The organism is Viridibacillus sp. FSL E2-0187 (assembly GCF_038006425.1).
Lineage (GTDB): Bacteria > Bacillota > Bacilli > Bacillales_A > Planococcaceae > Viridibacillus > Viridibacillus arvi.
The window spans coordinates 864,650-888,933 of sequence record NZ_JBBOVG010000001.1; the positions used below are offsets into that span (position 1 = coordinate 864,650).

The following is a 24,284-nucleotide window of genomic DNA, read 5'->3' on the forward strand; positions in this document are numbered from 1 at the left end:
TGATATATATTAAACAAAGGGGGCAAAGAAATGAAAAAGAAATCGATTTTTCTAGGCGGATTATTAGCAGTATCGATGTTACTTGGTGCATGTAATGATAAAGAGGGAGCGACAAGTGAAGGTGAAAAAGAACAAGTAAGCTCTGATAAACCTTATGTAGCGATTGTATCAAAAGGTTTCCAACACCAATTTTGGCAAGCTGTAAAACAGGGTGCTGAAAAGGCTGCAGATGAGTTTGATGTGAAAATTACATTTGAAGGTCCCGAAACTGAAGCGCAAGTTGATAAACAAATTGAAATGTTACGTGCAGTTTTAGATAAAAAACCTGCTGCTATAGGTTTTGCGGCATTGGATTCTAAAGCATCAGTGCCGTTATTAGATGAAGCTAAGGAAAAAAATATTCCGATTGTTGCTTTTGACTCAGGTGTGGAAAGTGAAATACCTGTTGCAACTGCATCGACGGACAACAAAGCAGCTGCAGCTTTAGCTGCTGATAAGATGGCCGAGTTTATAGGTGGCAAAGGGAAAATTGCATTAATAGTACAAGATCAAACTTCATTAACAGGTAAAGGTCGTAGAGATGGCTTTAAAGAGCAAATCGAAAGTAAATATCCAGATATTAAAATTGTTGATATTCAATATGGTGATGGTGATCATTTGAAATCAACTGACTTGGCAAAAGCTATTATGCAAGCGCATCCGGATTTAAAAGGCATTTTCGGCTCTAATGAAGGTTCTGCAATTGGTGTAGTAAATGCAGTACAAGAGATGAATAAAGTAGGCAAAATTGTCGTTGTTGGTTTTGACTCAGGTAAACAGCAAATTGATGCGATTAAGAGTGGATTAATGGCAGGAGCTGTAACTCAAAATCCAGTTGGTATTGGATATGAAACTGTTAAAGCTGCAGTAGCCTCTATTAAAGGCGAGAGTGTTGAAAAATCAATCGATACTGGTTTCTATTGGTACGACAAAGATAATATTGACACGGATGAAATTAAAGCAGCGATTTATGAATGATGTATTAGTTTTCTCTTAATAAACTACTTTTCATTAATTAGTTAAAAGTCTAAAAGGGCTGAAAAAACAGCCCTTTTCTAAAGGGGGCATACAATTGACGATTAGATGGGGCATTTTAAGTGCAGCGAATATTGCTAAAAACTTTGTTATGCCAGCAATAGAAGATGCAGGTGGAGATATTCTTGCAATCGCAAGCCGTAGTCAAGATTTAACTGAAATCCAAGAAAAATTTCAGATTCCTTATACGCTAAATGATTACGAACAACTCCTTGAGATGGACGAAATTGATGCTGTCTATATTGCATTACCAAATAGTTTGCATTTCAAATGGATTGTCAAAGCAATTGAGTATGGCAAGCATGTATTATGCGAAAAGCCAATAGTATTGTCACTGGAAGAACTTCAAACAATTCAACGAAAAAGTATCGAGAAAGAAGTAAAAGTAATGGAAGCTTTTATGTATCGTTTCCATCCACAAATTCTAGAAACAAAAAAATTATTAGAAGAAGGCGCAATAGGCGAAGTATTAACCATTCGAAGTCAATTTCATTTTACATTAGAAAATTGGACAGATGATATTCGTGTAAATCCCAATCTTGGTGGCGGCGCTTTGTATGATATCGGCTGTTATTGTATAAATGTTCAACAATTTTTACTTGGTAAAAAGATAGTTACATACCATGTACAGCAAGGGCGGAAGAGCAATGTGGATGTCCATTTAACAATTCAAGTGCAATATGAAGATGGCATTCTTGGACTAATCGATTGTAGTTTTTTAGGTGAGTTTTCACAATCAGTCGATCTAATTGGGACAGCAGGTAGTCTCAGATTACCCTTTGCCTTTCGTACAGATTTAAATCAGGATTTTGGAGTTATTCAATTGGTTCAAAACGGGCAACTAAGCTCGCAACATATTGAGGGGAATGCCTATAAAAACCAAATTGAGCATTTCCATCAAAGCATTGAGCATAGGGAGTTTCAGCCCTATTCTTTTGATTCCATGCTAGAACAAGTAACGATTCTAGAAAAGTTCCAAACAACATTAAAAAAGGAGGGCGTGATTGGATGACTAGTGTAATTCAAGATTTACAAAAGTATGCAAATGAATTGGTTCAGAGTGGTTTAGTAGTTGGTGCAGGAGGCAATTTAAGTATGAGAGATGGGGAGTATATGTATATTTCTCCTAGTGGTTATGACTTAAAAGAAATAGCAGATGAAGAATGGGTTAAGGTTCATATTGAGTCAGGTGAAATCGAGGGAGATTTGCGCCCTTCATCTGAAGTTTTAATGCATTTGACATGCTTTAGAGAAAATCATGAGATTCAAGCAGTTCTTCATGCACATCCAACTTACTCAGTTGGCGTATCCTCAGCAGGACAAAACATTCCACCACTCTTTCCAGATTTCCCTGCCATGGTGAAAAAGGTTGGTTATATCGATTATATCATTCCAACTACTCATGAATTGGCTGAGAAAGTATCTGACCTTGTTATGGATCATGATGTGATGATTATGAGGAATCATGGTGTACTAACTGTCGGGAAAACAATGAAGGAAGCGTATTTTTTCATGCAACTAACAGAGGAATCGGCCAAAGTATTTACTATTAGTACGATTTTTGGCGGTCCTAGAATTTTAACAGACGAAGAATGCTTGGCGTTAAGAAATCTTTCTTCAGAGAAATATCGCTCGAAATTACTTCGAGAGTAGAGGTGATTGATTGTGACTACAGTTCTTGCTTATGACTTAGGTGCCTCAAGTGGAAGATTAATAGCTGGAAAATTTAATGGTAATACGATTTCCATTAAGGAGATTCACAGATTTAACAATAAGCCAAAAATAGTTCAAGGCCATTATTATTGGGATTATCCTGCGCTTATAAAGGAATTAAAGACAGGATTGCAAAAGGTTGATTTTCCAGCTGCTTCAGTTGGTATCGATACATGGGGTGTCGATATAGGCTTACTAAATAACGAATATGCGCTGTTATCATTGCCCTTTTCATATAGAGATACACATTCTGAACCACAGCTTCAGAAGTTGAAACAACTAATAGATCCTTTTGAGTTATTTAAAAAAACAGGAAATGAAATCTCCGCTATTAATACCCTATTTCAACTTATGGCTATTTACGAAAAATCCCCAAACTATAGGGAACTTTGTAAGTCTATCTTGATGATGCCTAATTTATTGTTGTACGGATTATCGAATGTGGCGTTAAACGAGTATTCTATCTCCTCTACGTCACAGTTAGTGAATCATGAAAGCAAACAATGGGATGAAGGACTTATGCAACTGGTTTTTCAACAACAACTACCTTTAGAATCTATTGAAATGCCGCATCAAATGATAGGAAATGTATTAGATTTTCCATCAATAAAAATGGCTTTAGTACCAGGTCATGATACAGCTTGTGCTTTATCAGCATTGCCAATAAACCGTCAAAATGCTGTTTTCATGAGTATTGGTACTTGGTGCTTAGTTGGCAAAGAAGTCGACAAACCGATAGTTAGTTTAGCTGCCTTTGAAGCAGGATTTACCAATGAGGGTACGAGTGAAGGTGCAATTCGTTTTCAAAAGAATGCAATGGGTTTCTGGATTTTACAAAAGTTGCGTGAGGAATGGAGCGCATCAGGATTGAAAGTATCGTATGACATTGAGCGTCAAGGATTTTTAGAAGCAACGGCTTTTAAAACAATTATCGATCCAGAAGATCCTCTTTTCTTTAATCCTAAATCTATGACCTTAGCAATCGAAACGTATTGTGCGAAAACAGCCCAATCGACACCAAGTACAATTGGAGAATATGTACGTTGCTTTACTGAAAGTGTAGCGATTAGTTATGCAAAAGTGATTAAAAACATAGAGCAATTATCAAATCAACCTACATCGGAAATCTATATTGGCGGAGGTGGAGCTCAAAACGAAACACTATGTCAATTGATTGCCAATGCAACAGGAAAGGTTGTATTGATTGGGCCCATTGAAGCAAGTTCAATTGGTAATGGTCTATCACAGTTAAGAGCTTTAGGAGAATTAAATTCAATAGAAGAAGGAAGAAATCTTGTCTCATGCTCATTTCATCCGGATGAATTTATACCACAGGATCAAGCACGCTGGCAGGAAATACTAGAACAATATAAAACTTTCATTTAGGAGGTAATTGAAATGATGAGCAACAGATATATTGGGGATTTACCTAAGATTGGCATTCGACCAGCAATTGATGGACGAAGAAGAGGGGTAAGGGAATCACTTGAGGAAACGACAATGGGTATGGCTAAAGCTGTAGCAAAGTTTCTAAGTGAAAACTTATCTTACTATAATGGGCAACCAGTAGAATGCGTCATCGCAGATAGCTGTATTGGAGGCGTCGCAGAGGCAGCGAGAGCAGCAGAAAAGTTTAAAAAAGAAGGTGTAGGTATATCGATTACTGTCACGCCATGTTGGTGTTATGGCAGTGAAACAATGGATATGGATCCACATCTGCCAAAAGCTGTTTGGGGTTTTAATGGAACTGAAAGACCCGGAGCAGTGTATCTAGCGGCAGTCTTAGCTGCATACAATCAAAAAGGGCTACCGGCGTATGGCATATACGGTGAAGACGTACAGGATGCAGGAGATTCAGAGATTCCTAAAGATGTACAACAAAAATTATTGAAATTTACAAAGGCAGCGATTGTAGTTGCAACATTAAAAGGAAAATCTTATTTAGCAATGGGATCTGTGTCTATGGGAATTGCCGGAAGTATAGTAAAAGATGATTTCTTCCAAGAGTATTTAGGTATGCGTAACGAATACATTGATATGAGTGAGTTTGTTAGAAGGCTAGATTTAAATATTTTTGACGAAGAAGAATATGATAGAGCTTATAAATGGGTTAAGGAAAAATTCATTTTCGGTCAAGATAATAATAAAGAAGAGTTTAAGCGTACAGATGAACAGTTAGCAAAGGATTTAGAAACGTCAATAAAAATGACATTAATCACGAAAGATTTAATGGTTGGTAATGACAAAATTGCAGTAAAAGGTTGGGAAGAAGAAGCTTTAGGTAGAAATGCATTAATAGCAGGTTTCCAAGGGCAACGACAATGGACCGATCATTTCCCTAACGGTGATTTTATGGAAACGATATTAAACTCGTCGTTTGATTGGAACGGTAAGCGAGCGCCTTATCTTCTTGCAACAGAAAATGATAGTTTGAACGGAGTTACGATGGCTTTGGGGCATTTATTGACGAATACGGCACAAGTATTTGCAGATGTTCGGACGTATTGGAGTCCTTCTGCAGTCAAACGTGTGACAGGTAAAGAGCCTGTTGGAAAAGCGGCAAATGGTTTTATACATCTGATTAACTCAGGTTCAGCGGCACTCGATGGAACTGGACATCAACAAATTGATGGCAAGCCGGCGATTAAACCTTTCTGGGAAGTAACGGATGAAGAAATCGAACAATGTATACAAAATACAAAGTGGAGACCAGCTTCAACAGAATATTTCCGAGGTGGTGGTTACTCGACTGACTTTACAACAAAGGGTGAAATGCCTGTAACGATTGCACGATTAAATTATGTCAAAGGACTTGGACCGGTGTTGCAACTAGCAGAAGGGCATACTGTTGAACTCGAAGAAGATATGCATGATACGCTAGATCTCCGTACAGATCCAACTTGGCCAACGACTTGGTTTGTACCAAATATTACAGGTGAAGGTGCGTTCACAGATGTGTATTCAGTAATGAATAATTGGGGTGCAAACCATTGTGTTTTAACATACGGCCATATAGGTGCCGAGTTCATCACATTAGCATCAATGCTTCGTATTCCAGTCAACATGCACAATGTAGCCAATGATAAATTATTTAGACCAAGTGCTTGGAATATGTTTGGTACGCAAGAAAGTGAACAAGCAGATTTTAGAGCATGTCAAAATTTTGGACCTCTTTATAAATAAAGGAGGAGCTAAAGATGAACTATGTAATTGGCATAGATTTTGGTTCAGAATCGGGTAGAGCTGTCTTAGTGGATAGTGAAAATGGAGACATTATTAAAGTAGCTGAAATGTCTTATCCAAATGGGGTTTTGACGAAATCATTAAATGGCAAACCCCTTAAAGTTAACATGGTGCTACAACAGCCGAAGGACTATTTAGAAGTATTAACGACTACTGTACGGAGTTTACTGGAAGAAACGAAAGTCGATTCTAACAATATTAAAGGAATGGGCGTCGCTTTTACGAGCTGTACTTGTTTACCAGTGGATCAGCAATTATCTCCATTATGTAGCAAGGAAATGTATGTTGATCAACCGCATGCTTATGCAAAGTTGTGGAAGAGTCATAGTGCGGAGAAAGAGGCACAATTTATAACGGAGAAGCTGGCAGACCATCTTTATCTTGATAAATATGGCGGAGTCATTTCTTCTGAGTGGTTACTTCCTAAGTTATTGGAAATTTTAAATGATACACCTTCACTTTTTGAGAATATGGATTATTTTTTAGAAGCTGGAGATTGGATTGTTTCACTATTAACGGGGAACGTATCTAGAAGTACATGTTCTGCAGGTTATAAAGGACTTTGGCAAAAAAAAGATGGGTATTTAGAAAAAGAAATACTTCAATCTATTCATCCGTGCTTAGGAGACGTCTACACTCGTCAACTAAAAGGCGAAGTTATCCCAGTAGGCAGCTCTGCAGGAACGTTAACACCTTATTTTGCTAAATTACTTGGGTTATCAGAAGATACAGCTGTTGGTGCAAGTATTATAGATGCACATGCGGCAGTCCCTGGAGCAGGCATCTATAAACCTGGAATTCTCCAAATCGTAATGGGGACATCAAGTTGCCATTTACTATTAAGCGAACAAGAGATTACTATACCAGGTATCTCAGGAGTTGTGAAAGATGGTATTCTCCCTGGTTTATATGCATATGAGGCAGGGCAAGTAGCAGTTGGTGATATTTTTGCGAGTTTTATAAAACACCAAGTACCAGCATATTATACTCAGGAATCCAAGGAGCGAAATTCAACTCTTTTTCAACTGTTAAACGAAAAGGCTGAAGCCCTTGAAGCTGGTGAAACAGGGATGGTAGCACTTGATTGGCATAATGGAAATCGTACTCCATATGTTAATTCGAATTTTTCAGGTGTATTCGTGGGTGAAACATTACAAACAGAAGCTCATGAGAAATACCGTACCTTACTTGAAGCAACAGCTTTTGGTACAAAAGTGATTGTCGATTTATTTGAAGAAAAAAATATAGATATACATCAAATAGTTGTAACTGGTGGGATTCCAAAAAAGAATCCATTCCTTATGCAAATATACGCAGATGTCTTACAAAAGGAAATCTTAGTTGTTGATCACAACCAAATACCGGCTCTAGGAGCGGCTATCTTAGGTGCTGCTGCAGTCAATGACAAACCCAATGAAAAAGATGCTCTCAATAGTGCAATCCAAAAGATAGGTTTTAAGGATTATATACAATATTCACCGAATAAAAAAAATGAAGAGATCTACAACAAACTATATGGCATATATAGAAACCTTAGCCATTATTTTAGCAGCAATGGGGATCTTTTAACTTTACACACATTAAAGACTGGGAGGGAAATGAAAAATGGTGCAAAATTTATGGAATCAATTAAATAGACCTGCTGTCAATAAGGTTGAGGAATTAACATACCGATCCAATTTACTAGGAAGCGATCGACGCGTATGTAACTGGGGTGGAGGAAATACTTCCTTTAAAACAACGGCAAAAGATTTTAAAGGCGAGGAAGTAGAAGTCATGTGGGTAAAAGGGAGTGGGTCTGACCTAGCCACTATGGGTGATCATAACTTCACAGCGTTAAAACTTACAGATATGCAACAACTAATAGAACGTGATGCAATGACAGATGAAGAAATGGTAGCGTACTTAGAGCATTGTATGCTGTCTAAAAAGCAGCCAAGACCTTCTATTGAAACACTCTTACATGCCTTTTTACCATTTAAGCACATTGACCATACACATCCAGATGCAATCATTAGCATATGCTGTGCTCCGAATGGTAAAGAGATAGCTAAATCGATATTTGGAGATAGCTTTGTTTGGGTGCCTTATTTAAGACCAGGATTTTTGTTGTCAAAAATGATTGCTGAAGGCGTGCAAAACAACCCAAATGCTGAACTTGTTTTAATGGAAAAGCATGGTCTAGTTGTATGGGGAAATACCGCGGAAGAAAGCTACACAAGAACAATTGATGTAATTAATAAAGCAGAAGCTTATATCGATTCAATTGCTGCCACACAGGAGCCATTTGGAGGGCAACTTATAGAGCCTATAGAAGCGGAAACTAGACAGCGATTATTAAGCAAGGTTTTACCTGGTGTACGTGGAGTGGCTTCAAAATATGAAAAAGTGATTACAAGCATCGATCAATCTGAAGAGGTCCTTACTTTTATCAATAGTCGGAAAATTGAAACTTTATCTAGTGTAGGAGCAGCTTGCCCAGACCATTTAGTACATACGAAGCGTGTACCGTTATTTATTGAATGGGATGGTAATGAAGATACATTAGAGATGGTAATTCAAGAGAAAATTAAGGCTTATCAATCTGAATATGAGGCATATTTTAACCGCTTTGCAAATGAAGATGATAAAATGTTTAATCCTTCTCCCAGAGTTATTTTGATTCGTGGGCTTGGGATGATCACAACAGGGAAAGATATACAAGCTGCCGAGTTAAGCCAGGCTTTGTATCATCGTGCCATTTCAGTGATGAAAGGGGCAGATGCTATTGGTGGATTTACTTCGCTATCAGATGAAGAATCATTTGCAGTTGAGTATTGGCCATTAGAACTTTATAAACTGAGTTTAGCACCAGCGGAAGCCGAGTTTTCAAGACACGTGGCCTTAATTACAGGAGGAGCAGGGGGTATTGGTAGTGCTACATGCCGATTACTTGCTTCTCAAGGCGCACATATCGTAATTGCTGATTTAAATAAAGAAGGTGCTGAAAAAGTGGCCGCTGAATTGAATCAGAAATACGGGGAAGGACGTGCGTTTTCGGTAGTGATGGATGTTACGGACGAAGCGCAAATAAAAGAAGCTTTCGAACAAACTGTTTTGAAGTATGGAGGCGTAGACATTCTTGTGAATAATGCTGGATTAGCAACTTCTAGTCCATTAGAGGAAACAACTTTACAAGAATGGAACCTTAATATGAATGTATTAGGAACGGGATATTTCTTAGTTTCCCGAGAGGCGTTTACAATTATGAAAAAACAGCTACTAGGTGGCAGCATGATTTTTATTGGCTCTAAAAACTCAGTCTATGCAGGTAAAAATGTTTCAGCGTATAGTTCGGTAAAAGCGTTAGAAGTGCATTTAGCTCGCTGTATAGCAGCAGAAGGTGGCGACTTTGGTATTCGTGCCAATTCAGTATTACCAGATGCTGTTCTGCAAGGATCTGCAATTTGGGGATCGAAGTGGCGTGAGGAACGTGCAGCGGCATACAACATTCATCCAGATGAGCTAGAAAATCATTATAAAGATCGCACAGTATTAAAAGAAAATATTTATCCAATCGATATTGCTGAAGCAATTGCCTTTTTCGCATCGAAGAAAGCGGCAAAAACAACAGGATGTATGGTCACTGTTGATGGGGGAGTAGCTGCAGCATTCACTAGATAATAAAATAAAAGCTAGTTCATTCAAAAAAGAATGTGCTAGCTTTTTCATTTTTTTATGTTTTTATTGATATGCTTTACAAGCAATCGTGAGGCTATTTGTGATTTAATTATAGACATCATACAAGATATGTAGGTGAAGTTATGCATTATATTTGGACTGTATTACAACTCTTAATAGTTGGTTTAATTATCTATTTTGTCAGTGGTCGTTTGATCGGTACGAAATTAAATTTTATGAAGCGTGTTTTATCAGCAGTATTTAGTTTGACTTTCACAACGTTTGTTTATTGGTATTCGTATTTACGGCATACCGAGTATAAAAATGAAGACATGATGCAAGCAGTAACAAATGTCAGTACACTGGTGTGGATCGGCAGCATGTTATTAATCGCAATGTTATTTTATTTAATCTTAGAACTTTTTGACCCTATTCAACTAGGAGCGAAGGGTGAAAGATTAACAGGGCAAAAAAATATCGTCACAAGATTTCGCAGCAAATTTCATAGACAAAAGAGGCTCGTTGAGGTATTTCAAATAGCTTTTAAACATGGTATAGGTAAAGCGCTTAAGTATAAGCGTACGTACGAAAATGATCGCTATTTAGCTATAGCATTGCGTAATATGCTAGAAGAATGCGGTGGTATTTTTATTAAATTCGGTCAGGTGTTATCAGCACGCAAAGATATTTTTCCTGCTGTTTTTATAGAAGAGTTATCTACGTTACAGCAGAACGTTAAACCAATGACATCTGAGCAAGTAGAAAAGAGGTTGGAACAAGATTTAACAAAGCCGATGTCGGAAGTATTTCGGAGTTTTAATATGCAGCCTATTGCTTCGGGCTCCATAGGGCAAGTACATAAGGCTGTCTTGAGAGAGAATGGCAAAGAGGTTGTCGTAAAATTACTAAGACCTAATATAACTTCGGTTATGCAAAAAGACTTAAATATTTTATTACACTTTTCAAATTGGCTAGTTGAAGAGTCAACTTGGGCTGAAAATTTGGGTTTTCATCAGCTGGCGACTGGCTTTGCTAATAGTTTACTTGAAGAGATTAATTTTGAAATGGAAGTTCGCAATATGGAACAAGTTTCGAATGCACTCTCTAAAAGCAAAAACAAAGTCAAAATTCCACATGTTTATAAAGAATATAGCAACGAGTATTTACTCGTCTTGGAGTACATACATGGTGTCAGTATATATAACTATCAACAAAATTTTGAAAATACAAATGAAAAAAAGCATGAATTACTTAGTTCAATTTATGATAGCTTTTTAGAACAGCTGCTAGTAGCAGGAGTATTTCATGCAGATCCTCATCCAGGAAATATATTTGTCATGAATAATGGTAAGGCAGCATTTTTAGATTTTGGAGCTGTCGGTAGACTAGGGCCGATGCAACAAAAGGGGTTAAGGACGCTATTTATTGGTATAGAGCGGAATGATCCAAAAATTGTGTTAGAAGGCTTGAAGGATTTACTTGTGGATACGAACGGAATGGATGAAGAGGGATTATTACAAGCATTAAGTCAGCTACTTATACAATTACAATATTTAGATAAAGTATCCACTGAGGAACTTGTACAAACGTTATTTACTATTATTCAGCATTATGAGTTGAAGCTTTATCCAATGGTAGGTGTAGCATTACGCGCGTTAATCACTTTAGAAGGTACACTTAATGGAGTAGATCCTACTTTTGATTTATTCTCAGAAGCAAAGCGTTTTACAGCAAAGAATAAAAGAGCCTTTGTGACGATTTCAAGTCCTACAGAGCTAAAAAGCCACTTACAACAAGAGCTGATTATGATGTTGCCAATGCTCAAACAGATGCCTAAAAAAATTGACCATATTACAACAAGGTTAGAAAAAGGTGAGATGAAGGTCAAGCTAGATATGTTCTCTGGTAAGGAGAATGCTTTGTTTATCTCGCAATGGTTCTCACTTTTCATCTTATTAATGGTAGGCATTACGTTTGGGATTATTTCAGTTGCACTTTTAGCCATTTCACAATTTATAAATACTGCGTATGCAGTTTATTTAAATACAGTGTCTTTTTTAGGTTTATTTTTAAGTGCAGTGTTACTTGTTAGATTGTCTGTTCAAGCAATTAGAAATTCAAAGCGCGCATTATAAGAAGTGTGTTATCCACCTTCAATTTAAAGGTGGATATTAAATTAAAAAAAATTGAAACCTTTTAGTAGTTCAACCGTAGATTAATTAGGCATACTTCATAGTAGAAAGGTGGGGTGAAGTTGCAGCAATCTAAAAAGGTTAGCTTATTATTTTTGATGCTTATGTCATTCATGCTACTTTTGCCACTAGCTTCTGTTTTCGCTAAATCAGAAGTGTATCATGTGCCAGTGGAAAAAGAAGTTGAGAAAGGCTTATATGCTTTCTTGCAAAGAGCTTTTAAAGAAGCTGAAGAAAGTGGTGCCAAGGCAATTGTTTTAGATATTCATACGCCAGGTGGTTTTGTCAATGCAGCGGGCGATATTGCAAAGCTCATGGATGAAACACCAGTTAGAACAATTGCATTTATAAATAAAGATGCCCATTCAGCAGGCGCATTTATAGCATTGCATGCCGATGAAATTTATATGGTGCCTAATGGTACAATTGGGGCTGCGGCAGTTATTGATTCTGATGGTAATATGGCCGGTCAAAAAGCCAACAGTGCTTGGCTGGCTCAAATGCAAGCAGCGGCAGAAACCTCGAATCGCAACCCTAAATATGCACTAGCAATGGCAGATTTATCCTATGCCTTACCAGAATTTAGAGCGGCAGAAGGGAATTTACTAACACTAACTGCTAATGAAGCGTTAAAAGTTGGGTATTCTGAAGGGACTGTTTCGTCGTTTCAAGAACTTCTTGAGAAGATAGATTTAGATGGTGCGGAAATTGTGAATGTAAATGAATCCTTTGCAGAGCAAATCGCACGGTTTATTACTAATCCCATTATTGTCCCTATACTTTTATCAATCGCTAGTTTAGGATTAGTAATAGAGTTATATTCACCTGGCTTTGGTGTAGCGGGAACTATGAGTATAATAGCCATCATTCTATTTTTCTTTGGTCATCTAGTTGCTGGATTTGCAGGATATGAATCCATCATATTAGTGATTGTCGGGATTATACTAATAGTGGCTGAATTTTTCTTGCCTGGTGGTATTAGTGGTATTATTGGATTTGGCGCAATTGTTTTAAGTCTATTATTAGCTGGTGCTAATGTGACCTACATGGCTTATTCAATTCTTATGGCTCTGTTAGTAGCAGTAATAGGAATGGTGATTATAATGAAATTTTTCGGTAAAAAAATGACATTGCTAAACAAAATGGTGTTAAAAGACGCAACTGATACAGAGAGTGGTTATGTATCAAACAAGAATCGTCTAGAGCTTCTTGGAAAAGAGGCTATAACTTCAACACCTCTAAGACCCTCTGGCGCAATTATGCTAGATGGTGAAAGAATCGATGTCGTCTCTGAAGGCGGTTACATTGATGCAAGAAAAACGGTTATAATTATTAAAGTTGAAGGTCCTCGAATCGTAGTAAGAGAGGTACTCTAAACTAAAGGAGGAAGTTTTAAATGGGTGCATTAACAGGTAGTGCAATTACAGCTATTATCGCTATTGTAGTCGTATTTATAGCATTAGCAGTTCTATTTACATTTGTCCCTGTGGCATTGTGGATTTCTGCATTAGCAGCTGGAGTAAGAGTTAGTATTTTCACATTAATTGGTATGCGTTTACGTCGAGTTATTCCATCACGCATCGTCAATCCATTAATTAAAGCGCATAAAGCAGGATTACCAGTAACAATTAATCAACTAGAAAGTCATTATCTTGCAGGTGGTAACGTAGACCGTGTTGTTAATGCGTTAATCGCAGCACACCGTGCAAATATCGAGTTAACTTTTGAACGCTGTGCAGCAATCGATCTTGCAGGTCGTGACGTATTAGAAGCTGTTCAAATGTCGGTTAACCCGAAAGTTATTGAAACACCATTTATCGCGGGTGTAGCAATGAATGGTATTGAAGTTAAAGCGAAAGCCCGTATTACAGTACGTGCTAATATTGAACGTTTAGTTGGTGGTGCCGGTGAAGAAACAATCGTTGCCCGTGTAGGTGAAGGTATTGTTAGTACAATCGGTAGCTCTAAAAACCATTCAACAGTATTAGAAAATCCAGATTCAATTTCTCAAACTGTATTATCAAAAGGTCTAGACTCTGGTACAGCTTTTGAAATTCTATCGATCGATATTGCAGACGTTGATGTCGGCAAAAATATCGGCGCAGAACTTCAAATTGAGCAAGCGCAAGCTGACAAAAATATCGCACAAGCAAAAGCTGAAGAACGTCGTGCAATGGCTGTAGCCAATGAACAAGAAATGGTTGCAAAAGTGCAAGAGATGAAAGCGAAAGTAGTGGAAGCAGAAGCTGAGGTTCCATTAGCTATGGCAGAAGCACTTCGTACCGGTAATATCGGTATTATGGATTATATGAACTACAAAAACGTGCAGGCTGACACAAGCATGCGTGATTCAATTAGTAAAATTAATCAAGATTCACATGATAACACCAATGACAATCAATAAGTAATCGTCAACCTTTAGGAGGGAGGCACTTCCATTGGAAGCAATCATCCTGGTCATAGTATCCGCTATCATAAGTGCTTTTTTAAAGGGCAAAAAGTCAGAGGATAAGCAAGCACCAAATAAGGGGCCTGTTCAAAAACCGCAAAATTCAGAACACCGTAAACCGATGCCACAAAGAACAGGTCAAACACGTAGTTTAGAAGATTATGCGAAAGAAGTTTTCCGTGATCTTGAAAACAAATTTGGTGAACAACCGAAAGCTGAAGTTGAAAAAGCGAAAGAAATTATCGAAGAAAAAGTTGCACCTATTTTGGAGCAAAGCAGTCTGTCAGAGGGAACACGTAGTTTTGAAAGCTCAAGATCGACCCGTCCTGCCATGTCTCGCGGAGCAGAAATTCAGAAAAAAGTGAAACAAACTGATAATAAAACGTTTAATTTTCCACAAACAAAAAATCAATTAGCGCAATCAATTATTATGGCCGAAATATTAGGTCCACCAAAATCGAAACGCTAATACATGACCCCCGCTCTCTTTGCATATGCTATAGAGAAGGGGGTTTTTGTATGTCGAAACGGCTATTTCAGCTACTGCCTCTTATCGAAATTGAAAACTTCCAAACGATCCAGTTAAGAGGAAAAATTACAATTCAAAAGATTTCTGAAAAGCAAGTGGAATTTTTGCACGAAGAGTTTATCATTCAAATCGAAGCGAAAGAGCTGCAAATCCAAGTGCTAAAGGACGAGCTGGTAGCTTTGAAATTGAATCAATTAGAAAAAATGACAATAGAAAAATGGCAGGAGAGTTAATTTGCAAAGGCATGGATGGAATAATCGTAAACTGGAGTTAGAAGTGACGCAAAATGATCGCTTACCTGGATTTTTAAGGGCATTAGCAAAGGCGAACATTCCTCTTAAGAAAGTGAAAACAACAAAAAATTATGTAACATTCCAAACAACTCGTAAACATTTATCGATGATTCGTAAACTCAGACGTAAGCATCATATGAGAATTACAATAGACTGGTTAGACGAGGAAGTTATTTTACGTAATGAATGGATCGTGCATGTAGGGTTATTATTGCTATTTCTCGTCCCATTATGCGCTTCACAATTTATTTGGTCTGTCGATATCGATGCATCCACTCCAGAGCAGGAGGAAGAGCTGCAAAAGAGTTTATATATATTGCAAATTTCACCGCCATTTTTAAAGCGTAAGTTACCTGATGAAACAGTGATTAGACAGCAAATTTTACAGGATCAGCGAGAATTATCTTGGGTGCATATTAATCAGCAAGGAAGTCATCTCACCTTTTCATCAATCCCTTCGCCTAAGCTAGATACTGAAATTGAAAAAAAAGAACAACCGAGCCACTTAATAGCTAAAAAGAGTGGTGTTATAACGCATTTTAATTTAACGAAAGGTGAACGCGTTGTAGAGGAAAATAAGGCCGTTTATGCGGGTGATTTGCTCGTCACCGGTATATTGAAACAAGGTGAGAAAGAAATCGTCTACGGGGCTGAAGGAGAGGTATTTGCGGACTACTGGATTGAGGCGTCGTTTTCAGTACCAAAAAAGGTTGAATATGAGGTATCAGGAGAACGGCATTATGAGTTGAAGTGGAAAAAGGATAAGAAAAAAAAGGACGGTGACTGGCAAACAGTAAAACTACCTAAATGGTTAGCCAAGTATGTTGACTTATCTGTCACACAGCAAGGTATAACAAGAGAGCTTGTTTTAGATGAGCAATCGGTTGAAAAGGTACTGTTACCACTACTCCATCAAAAATATGTCAATGAATTGCCACCTAAAACTGTTATGAAGCGGGAAAAACTTTTGCAGGTTGCTATTGATAATGATACAGTAAAAGGGAAAGTATTGTTTTTGGTAAATGAAAACATTGCAGTTAAACAAGCGATTTATCAAGGAGATTGAGCATGCTAGAACAACAACCAACCCAATTAAACGTGCAAGATCCTAACGAAGCGGTAATGCTTTTAGGTATATCAGATGTAAATATGAAATTGATTGAAACGGCTTTTAATGTGCAAATCATTACGCGTGGCGAAACAATTCATATTGTCGGTAATGAAAGCCAAAAAGACGATGCAACGAAATTATTAGAACAATTATTAAAAGTTATTCGTAAGGGAATCAATATCAATCAACGCGATGTTGCTACAGCAGTTGAAATGGCTAAAAACGGTACAATTGAGTATTTTGCAGAACTCTATGATGAAGTCATAGCCCGAAATACAAAAGGTAAAATGATTCGGGCCAAAACGATAGGTCAACGCGAATATATTCAAGCTATTAGACACCGAGATTTAACTTTTTGTATTGGGCCTGCAGGAACTGGGAAAACGTATTTAGCTGTAGTAATGGCAACACAAGCACTAAAAAACGGCAATGTAAAACGAATTATTTTAACACGTCCTGCAGTAGAAGCTGGAGAAAGTCTAGGTTTCTTACCAGGAGATTTAAAGGAAAAGGTCGACCCGTATTTACGTCCTTTATATGATGCACTGCATGATATTTTAGGAGCAGAACAAACGACACGACTAATTGACCGAGGCACGATTGAAATTGCGCCACTTGCCTATATGCGTGGACGTACGTTAGATGATGCCTTCGTTATATTAGACGAAGCTCAAAATACAACTAAAGCACAAATGAAGATGTTTTTAACACGTCTTGGTTTTGGATCGAAAATGGTTATAACAGGCGATAAAACTCAAATTGACCTACCGAAAGGTGCAATATCAGGGTTAACAAATGCTGAACAAACTTTACAAAATGTGAAGGATATCCATTTTCAAATTCTTGAACAAGCGGATGTAGTTCGTCATCCACTTGTAGCAAAAATTATACAAGCTTATGAAGAAGAGCAATAGTGTGTTAGATGCGCAATACTCATTATATGGGTGTTGCGTTTTATTTTTATATAAATGTTTTCGTGTCGATTTTGTGTTGATAATATTAATTATTTATATACTTAATATTATTTATATCGAAATCCGTTATATTTTTTGTGAAAAAAATGTCAATTGTTGATATGATAGTCTATAGATAGGAGGTGTCTGTATGGATGCTTTTTTAAAAAAGCTAATACAGTACTTTCGTTTTCCGGTATTACTTGCCGTCATATTAACTATCACGGGCATTTTGCAATTTTCACTGATGCTTGGGAATGTGAGGGGCGAACATTTCGACTTAAAACTATTTCAATTATCGCCGGATACGATACGTTCGATGAAGACAGTAGAGGACACAGTAAAAACTGAGGAAGATAGAGAACAAGCTGCTAGCAGTGTAAAGCCTGTCTTTCATTATTCTGAAGAGATTGCTAAAAATCGTGCATCAATGATTAAGTCCATTTTTGACTATGTTTTAGAAGTGAAAACGTCAATTGAAGAAGGAAAAACTAAAAAAGAAAAAGAAGCTGTTATGCAAGATCGTGTAGCAGAACTACGAGAAAAATTAATCGCATTAAAAACAGATGGTCAAGGACTCAGATTTACTGATCAAGAATTGACAGCATTACTAGAACAAGATAATGACTCTTTACGTGTAACGCGTGATGAGTTAACGGAACTTGTGAAAAAGCAGCTGTCTGAACCTATTCGAACTGATCATGTAGCAGAGGTAAAGGCGAAAATTGATAAAGAAATTCGAGAAAAACCTGAGTTTCCAGATGAAATTCGTGCAACACTTGTATCAATAGGACGTTTCTCTATTACAGAAACGGAAACTGAAAATCCAGATTTAACAAAAGAACAAATTGAACAAGCTAAGGCTAATGTGGATCCAACACGCATTTTACAAGGTCAAATTATTGTACAAGAAGGACAAGTGATTGATCGAGATGTGTACCGAGAATTAGAGTTAACGGGAATGCTTGCTGATCATACTTCCACTAAACCTATTATGGGTTTATTGTTACTCATTTCTTTACAAATGACATTCTTCTATGCAATTTTCCGTAATTGGAAAGCGGATAAAATGATTAAAGTCCGCGATTTAATCATTACAGTAACAATATATTTACTATCCATTGTCGTGATGGAATTACTGAGTCTCATTAAAAATGAGTTCGAAGTGATGATAGGGTTTCTTTACCCAGTTGCGATGGCCCCAATGCTTATTAGATTACTAGTTAATGAGCGTATCGCAATTATTATAACAATTATGACAGGAGTTGCAGCAGGCGTTATTTTCCAAGAGGGTTACGCTACTGTCATTCAAATGGAAGTATCTTTATATATTATCTTTGGTGGATTAAGTAGCTTGTTTTTCAGTAAAGGAATTGAAAAACGTTCACGTATTTTACAAACAAGTATGGGTATTGCCTTAGTAAATGCAACTTTCATTGGGTTTTATTTACTATTAACTCAATCTACATATGGTATGACGGAACTAGCGTATTATTTAGTCGCTTCCATCGTTTCAGCATTATTGTCAGGTGCACTTACATTAGGGTTATTACCGTTTATCGAATCTGCTTTTGGAATTCTTTCATCCTTTAGATTAATAGAATTATCAAGTCCAAATCATCCTTTATTAAAGAAGATTTTAGTAGAAACACCTGGTACTTATCATCACAGTGTAATGGTAGCAAACTTAGCTGATGCTGCCTGTGAAGCTATTGGAGCGGATGGCTTGCTTGCAAGAGTAGGTTGCTATTATCATGATATTGGAAAGACAAAAAGGCCGGGATTCTTTGTTGAAAATCAAATGGGAGCAATCAATCCTCATGATAGCTTGCCAGCAGAAACGAGTCGAGATATTATTATCGCGCATGCTGAAGACGGGGCTAAGATGTTAGAAGCTTATAAAATGCCCAAAGAAATTATAGACATTGCAAGACAACATCATGGGACAAGTCTTTTGAAATTCTTTTATTATAAAGAGAAGGAAAAAAATCCAGCCGTAATTGAATCTAATTATCGTTACCCTGGACCGAAGCCACAAACGAAAGAAGTTGCTATAATAAGTGTAGCGGACAGTGTAGAGGCTGCTGTTCGTTCAATGAAAGAACCAACTGCTGAGAAAATTCAAAAGCTGGTTCATGCCATTGCACAAGACAAATTACAGGATGGACAATTTGATGAATGCGATCTTTCCGTCCGGGAATTAAAAAAGATTGAAGCAGTTTTTTGTGAAACGCTAAATGGTATCTTCCATTCACGTATCGAATATCCGAAGCCAAAATAAGCCTAGGAGGCAACTATATGAGTTTAAACATTGATTTTTTAGATGAAACATCAAAAGTAAAGGATTCTGATATCGAGTTAGTAGAAAAATTACTACAACATGCTGCGACAGTTGAAAATATTGAAGATGAAACAGAATTATCTGTGACGTTTGTAACGAATGAAGCGATACATGAAATTAACCGTCAATATCGCCAAAAAGATGCACCAACAGATGTCATTTCCTTTGCCCTTGAAGAGATGGGAGAAGGAGAAGTGGAAATTATTGCTGAAGGTATGCCACGTATTTTAGGCGATATTATAATTTCAATCGATCGTACAAAAGAACAAGCAGATGAATACGGACATTCATTTGAACGAGAATTAGGCTTTTTAGCTGTACATGGTTTTTTACATTTACTAGGTTACGACCATATGGTGCCTGAAGATGAAAAAGTAATGTTTGGCAAACAAGATAAAATTCTTGAATCTTACGGCTTAAGCCGTGATGCTAATGAACGTCAGTAAATTTTTGAAATCATTTCAATATGCATTTCAAGGGATATTGTATGCATTTAGAGAACAGAACTTCCGTTTCCATTTGTTAGCGGCAATTATAGTTATTAGTGCGGGTTTGCTTACTGGATTGTCGCAAACGGAGTGGCTAGTAATTATTATTGTCATTGCTATAATGCTAACCCTTGAAATGATTAATACTGCAATTGAGAGAGTAGTGGACCTTGCTTCATCGGAGATACACCCTCTTGCCAAACAGTCAAAAGATTTGGCAGCAGGTGCCGTACTTGTATTTGCTTGTGCAAGTGCTATAATCGGAATACTCATCTTTTTGCCTAAGTGGATGAATTATTTTACATGAGGTGATTCTAATGGACAAACATCAATTAATGGAAGAGTCAAAAATAGGACGCGAAAATGCCCATGTCCCTTATTCAAAATTTAAAGTCGGTGCATCTCTACTAACAAAAGACGGCAAAGTTTACCGTGGATGCAATATTGAAAATGCGAGTTACAGTATGACAAACTGTGCAGAACGTACTGCCATTTTCAAGGCTGTTTCAGAAGGCGAAAAAGAATTTACTGCGCTAGCTGTTGTTGCGGATACAGAAGGGCCATGTTCACCATGTGGAGCATGTCGCCAAGTAATTGCTGAATTTTGCGCACCAGATATGCCAGTTTACTTAACAAATTTAAAAGGCGATGTTCAAGAGACAACAGTTCGTGAACTTTTACCAGGTGCCTTTACACCGGAGGATTTAAGGAATGCAGGAAAATAATCAATTTAAATCAGGCTTTATTTCAATAATTGGTAGACCAAACGTAGGGAAATCAACGTTTCTAAATCGTGTTATCGGTCAGAAAATCGCCATTATGAGTGATAAACCACAAACAACACGAAACAAAGTACAAGGTGTTTTAACACAAGATGCTAGCCAAATGGTTTTCATCGATACACCAGGGATTCATAAACCAAAACATAAATTGGGAGAATTCATGTTAAAAGTGTCTAAAAACACTTTGCGAGAAGTTGATGTCATTATGTTCATGGTCAACGCAACTCAAAAGTTAGGTAAGGGAGATCAGTTCATTTTAGAAATGCTTGAAGGCAATCAGACACCTGTCTTCTTAGTAATCAATAAAATTGATCAAGTGCACCCTGATAACTTATTGCACACAATTGAAGATTATAAAGCTGAATATGATTTTGCTGAGATTATTCCAATTTCTGCTCTTGATGGTAATAACGTTGATCGTTTGCTTGAAACAATCGAAAATTATTTACCTGAAGGACCTCAATATTACCCAGCTGACCAAGTAACAGACCACCCTGAGCGCTTCATTATTTCTGAATTAGTACGTGAAAAAGTACTGCACTTAACACGTGAAGAGATTCCACATTCAATCGCAGTACAAGTGGACAAAATTGCAAAAGATGAAGACAAAGATATGATTCGTGTAATGGCTACAATTATTGTAGAACGTGATTCACAAAAGGGGATTGTCATCGGTAAACGAGGTGCCCTATTGAAAGAAGTTGGAATCCGCGCACGTAAAGACATTGAGATGCTTTTGGGCAGTAAAGTGTACTTAGAACTTTGGGTCAAAGTACAAAAAGACTGGCGTAACAAATCTTCTCAATTACGTGACTTTGGTTTCAGAGAAGACGAATATTAAGTTAGGGATGTGAAGACAATTGCTGAATAAATGGGAAGGCATTGTCTTAAAAACACAACCATATGGCGAGACCAATAAAATTGTCACGTTTATGACGCGAGAAGCTGGAAAGGTAACGGCTATGGCTCGTGGTGCGAAAAAACCATCTAGCCGCTTAGCCTCAGTTACGCAACCATTCACATATGGTTCCTTTTTAATTCAACAAGGACGTGGTATGGGCACTGTGCAACAAGGTGAACCTCTAGAATCGATGCGTCATATTCGTGAAGATATTGTAGCGACCGCTTATGCAAGTTATGCAGTTGAACTTGTCGATCGTTTAATTGAATCGGAAAAAGCGGAGCCTTATGCTTTTGAAGTGTTAGTGCAAGCATTACGTGCCATTGAAGAAGGTTACGACCCTGAAGCAATCGCATTGTTTGTGGAGTGGAAAATGCTACCTTTTACAGGTGTGCAGCCAATATTGCATGAATGTGCAAGTTGTAGTGCAGTTGATGGAGAATTCGCTTTTTCATTTACACAAGGTGGCTTCCTTTGTCATCGATGCTTCCACCAAGATCCGTATATCATACGCCTAACACCAACTCAGTTAAAACTTATTCGAATGTTTTATAGTGTACCTATTGAAAAAATAGGGAAACTGACACTAAAAAAAGAAACAAAAAAGTTTATAAAGAAAATTAGTACAACGATTTATGAAGAACAAACAGGCATGCGCTTAAAGTCAAAATCATTTATTGAGCAACTTGAAAGAGCACCTCAATTATTCGGAGCTAATTTCGAATCTAAAAAAGAAGCATCCGAAGAAGCAGAAAACCCACAAGCTGACGAAAATTAGTCAGTTTGTGGGTTTTTGTTTTCTTAGTATAATAATTTCATAACTTAATTGATCAGCAAAATAACAACAGATTGAGATAGTGCAATAATCAATTTTGATTGTCTTCCATTGGTCAGATATCAGATATCTAGCTTCAGGAGTCAGTCCTTCCAGGTCACTGTAGTCTCTAAGTCAAAGGTAATAGCGCTTTTGACCGAGAGACTGCCAGTGCTTGTCGGGCAGCTTAAACATTTAGAATTAAAATTCTAAATGTTTAGCGATATAAGCTTTAACATCTGCAATCGGCATACGAACTTGTTCCATTGAGTCACGGTGACGCACTGTTACTTGGCCATCTTCTACTGAGTCAAAGTCGTATGTGATACAGAATGGTGTACCAATTTCATCTTGACGACGGTAGCGTTTACCGATTGATTGAGATTCGTCATAATCCACTGGGAATTCTTTACGAAGATCAGCCCAAACATCATTAGCTTGCTCTGCTAATTTTTTTGAAAGTGGTAATACAGCTGCTTTGAAAGGTGCTAAAGCAGGGTGGAAGCGAAGAACTGTACGTTTGTCGTCGTTCTCTAATTCTTCCTCGTCAAATGCATCACATAAGAATGCTAGAGTTACACGGTCTGCTCCTAATGATGGTTCGATGCAATATGGTACATAGCGTTCATTTGTCAGTGGATCGATATAAGTGAAATCTTCACCTGAATGTTCCATATGACGTTTTAAATCGAAGTCTGTACGAGATGCTACGCCCCAAAGTTCGCCCCAACCGAATGGGAATTGGAATTCGATATCTGTTGTAGCATTTGAGTAGTGAGAAAGTTCATCGTCTGCGTGATCACGTAGGCGCATGCTGCTTTCAGACATACTTAAGTTTAATAACCAGTTTTTACAGAAGTCTTTCCAGTAAGCGTGCCACTCTAATTCAGTTCCTGGTTTACAGAAGAATTCAAGTTCCATTTGTTCGAATTCACGTGTACGGAAAGTGAAGTTCCCTGGAGTGATTTCGTTACGGAAAGATTTACCTACTTGTGCAATACCAAATGGTGTACGTTTACGCATTGAACGTTGAACGTTTTTGAAGTTCACGAAAATACCTTGTGCTGTTTCAGGACGTAGGAAAATTTCGTTTGTTGAAGATTCAGTTACGCCTTGGAAAGTTTTGAACATTAAGTTGAATTGGCGGATTTCTGTAAAATCTTGCTCGCCGCAATCTGGGCATTTTACATCATATTCACTCATTACTTCAGCCATTTTATCTAATGGTAAACCATCTACGATAATTTCTTGACCTTGTGCTAATGCTGCATCTTCGATTAATTTATCTGCACGGTGGCGAGATTTACATTTTTTACAGTCTACCATTGGGTCATTGAAGTTACCAACGTGACCAGATGCTACCCAAGTTTTTGGATTCATTAGAATAGCTGCGTCAAGACCAACATTATATTGTGATTCTTGAACGAATTTTTTCCACCATGCTTTTTTTACGTTGTTTTTTAGTTCTACACCAAGTGGGCCATAATCCCAAGTGTTTGCTAATCCACCGTAGATTTCAGATCCTGGGAATACGAATCCACGATGTTTTGCTAAGCTGACGATATTTTCCATTGATTTTGCCATGAAAATCCCTCCAAAAAGTAATTGAAAATAAGAAAGCACCCGTCTCCGGGCACAATGCCCGGGGACGAGTGCGTAATGACCCGCGGTTCCACCCCGATTGACTAAGAATAAACTTAGTCCTCTTTAAAAAAGTTAGCTCCCGGCTGCCGTTTCTCAT

General features: G+C 37.6%; 21 protein-coding genes. 20 read left to right on the plus strand and 1 reads right to left on the minus strand.

Annotated elements, in window-relative coordinates; translation table 11 throughout:
- The first annotated feature begins 30 nt into the window (after positions 1–30).
- The 20 genes from MHH85_RS04130 to recO all read left to right on the plus strand — a co-directional run bounded on the left by MHH85_RS04130 (position 31) and on the right by recO (position 22,507).
- Positions 31–1,017, plus strand: coding sequence for an ABC transporter substrate-binding protein (locus MHH85_RS04130; RefSeq protein ID WP_340706019.1), 987 nt, complete (start codon positions 31–33; stop codon positions 1,015–1,017).
- Positions 1,018–1,111: 94 nt separating this feature from the next.
- On the plus strand, positions 1,112–2,086 hold the full coding sequence (locus MHH85_RS04135; RefSeq protein WP_340706020.1) for a Gfo/Idh/MocA family protein: 975 nt from the start codon (positions 1,112–1,114) through the stop codon (positions 2,084–2,086).
- The gene (locus MHH85_RS04140; RefSeq protein WP_193740503.1) at positions 2,083–2,727 is read left to right on the plus strand and encodes a class II aldolase/adducin family protein; all 645 of its coding nucleotides are present in this window, start codon (positions 2,083–2,085) and stop codon (positions 2,725–2,727) included. Before MHH85_RS04135 ends, MHH85_RS04140 begins: the two co-directional genes overlap by 4 nt.
- A 12-nt stretch (positions 2,728–2,739) precedes the next feature.
- Positions 2,740–4,173 (plus strand): rhamnulokinase, encoded by a 1,434-nt coding sequence (locus tag MHH85_RS04145; protein WP_340706021.1) that lies wholly within the window; start codon positions 2,740–2,742, stop codon positions 4,171–4,173.
- Between the two features lie 12 nt (positions 4,174–4,185).
- On the plus strand, positions 4,186–5,970 hold the full coding sequence (locus MHH85_RS04150; protein WP_409351161.1) for an L-fucose isomerase: 1,785 nt from the start codon (positions 4,186–4,188) through the stop codon (positions 5,968–5,970).
- 14 nt (positions 5,971–5,984) lie between these two features.
- Entirely contained in the window at positions 5,985–7,667 is a 1,683-nt protein-coding gene (locus tag MHH85_RS04155; protein ID WP_340706022.1) for a ribulokinase, read from the plus strand.
- Positions 7,636–9,693 carry a bifunctional aldolase/short-chain dehydrogenase gene (locus tag MHH85_RS04160; RefSeq protein ID WP_340706023.1) on the plus strand — a complete coding sequence of 686 codons (2,058 nt, stop codon included), beginning with the start codon at positions 7,636–7,638 and terminating at the stop codon, positions 9,691–9,693. Before MHH85_RS04155 ends, MHH85_RS04160 begins: the two co-directional genes overlap by 32 nt.
- Positions 9,694–9,833: 140 nt before the next feature.
- Entirely contained in the window at positions 9,834–11,825 is a 1,992-nt protein-coding gene (locus MHH85_RS04165; RefSeq protein WP_340706024.1) for an ABC1 kinase family protein, read from the plus strand.
- 119 nt (positions 11,826–11,944) lie between these two features.
- Positions 11,945–13,258: an NfeD family protein gene (locus MHH85_RS04170; RefSeq protein ID WP_340706025.1), complete on the plus strand. Its 1,314-nt coding sequence runs from the start codon at positions 11,945–11,947 to the stop codon at positions 13,256–13,258.
- A gap of 20 nt (positions 13,259–13,278) precedes the next feature.
- The gene (gene floA / locus MHH85_RS04175; protein ID WP_227752113.1) at positions 13,279–14,286 is read left to right on the plus strand and encodes a flotillin-like protein FloA; all 1,008 of its coding nucleotides are present in this window, start codon (positions 13,279–13,281) and stop codon (positions 14,284–14,286) included.
- 34 nt (positions 14,287–14,320) lie between these two features.
- Positions 14,321–14,800, plus strand: coding sequence for a hypothetical protein (locus MHH85_RS04180; RefSeq protein WP_340706026.1), 480 nt, complete (start codon positions 14,321–14,323; stop codon positions 14,798–14,800).
- Positions 14,801–14,850: 50 nt separating this feature from the next.
- The gene (locus MHH85_RS04185; RefSeq protein ID WP_340706027.1) at positions 14,851–15,093 is read left to right on the plus strand and encodes a hypothetical protein; all 243 of its coding nucleotides are present in this window, start codon (positions 14,851–14,853) and stop codon (positions 15,091–15,093) included.
- A 1-nt stretch (position 15,094) separates the two neighbouring features.
- On the plus strand, positions 15,095–16,219 hold the full coding sequence (locus MHH85_RS04190) for a sporulation protein YqfD (RefSeq protein ID WP_340706028.1): 1,125 nt from the start codon (positions 15,095–15,097) through the stop codon (positions 16,217–16,219).
- A gap of 2 nt (positions 16,220–16,221) precedes the next feature.
- Positions 16,222–17,178: a PhoH family protein gene (locus MHH85_RS04195; protein ID WP_038187073.1), complete on the plus strand. Its 957-nt coding sequence runs from the start codon at positions 16,222–16,224 to the stop codon at positions 17,176–17,178.
- Positions 17,179–17,368: 190 nt separating this feature from the next.
- Positions 17,369–19,498 carry an HD family phosphohydrolase gene (locus tag MHH85_RS04200; RefSeq protein ID WP_340706029.1) on the plus strand — a complete coding sequence of 710 codons (2,130 nt, stop codon included), beginning with the start codon at positions 17,369–17,371 and terminating at the stop codon, positions 19,496–19,498.
- 17 nt (positions 19,499–19,515) lie between these two features.
- Entirely contained in the window at positions 19,516–20,004 is a 489-nt protein-coding gene (gene ybeY / locus MHH85_RS04205) for an rRNA maturation RNase YbeY (protein ID WP_193740495.1), read from the plus strand.
- Positions 19,991–20,353, plus strand: coding sequence for a diacylglycerol kinase family protein (locus tag MHH85_RS04210; RefSeq protein WP_193740494.1), 363 nt, complete (start codon positions 19,991–19,993; stop codon positions 20,351–20,353). Before ybeY ends, MHH85_RS04210 begins: the two co-directional genes overlap by 14 nt.
- Before the next feature lie 10 nt (positions 20,354–20,363).
- The gene (locus tag MHH85_RS04215) at positions 20,364–20,771 is read left to right on the plus strand and encodes a cytidine deaminase (RefSeq protein ID WP_193740493.1); all 408 of its coding nucleotides are present in this window, start codon (positions 20,364–20,366) and stop codon (positions 20,769–20,771) included.
- Positions 20,758–21,669 (plus strand): GTPase Era, encoded by a 912-nt coding sequence (era, locus tag MHH85_RS04220; RefSeq protein WP_193740492.1) that lies wholly within the window; start codon positions 20,758–20,760, stop codon positions 21,667–21,669. The genes MHH85_RS04215 and era overlap by 14 nt, the downstream gene beginning before the upstream one ends.
- Before the next feature lie 19 nt (positions 21,670–21,688).
- Positions 21,689–22,507, plus strand: a complete 819-nt coding sequence (gene recO, locus MHH85_RS04225) for a DNA repair protein RecO (protein WP_340706030.1) — start codon at positions 21,689–21,691, stop codon at positions 22,505–22,507.
- A 237-nt stretch (positions 22,508–22,744) separates the two neighbouring features.
- Here the strand turns inward: recO and MHH85_RS04230 are convergent, their stop codons facing one another.
- On the minus strand, positions 22,745–24,127 hold the full coding sequence (locus tag MHH85_RS04230; RefSeq protein WP_340706031.1) for a glycine--tRNA ligase: 1,383 nt from the start codon (positions 24,125–24,127) through the stop codon (positions 22,745–22,747).
- Positions 24,128–24,284 lie beyond the last annotated feature (157 nt).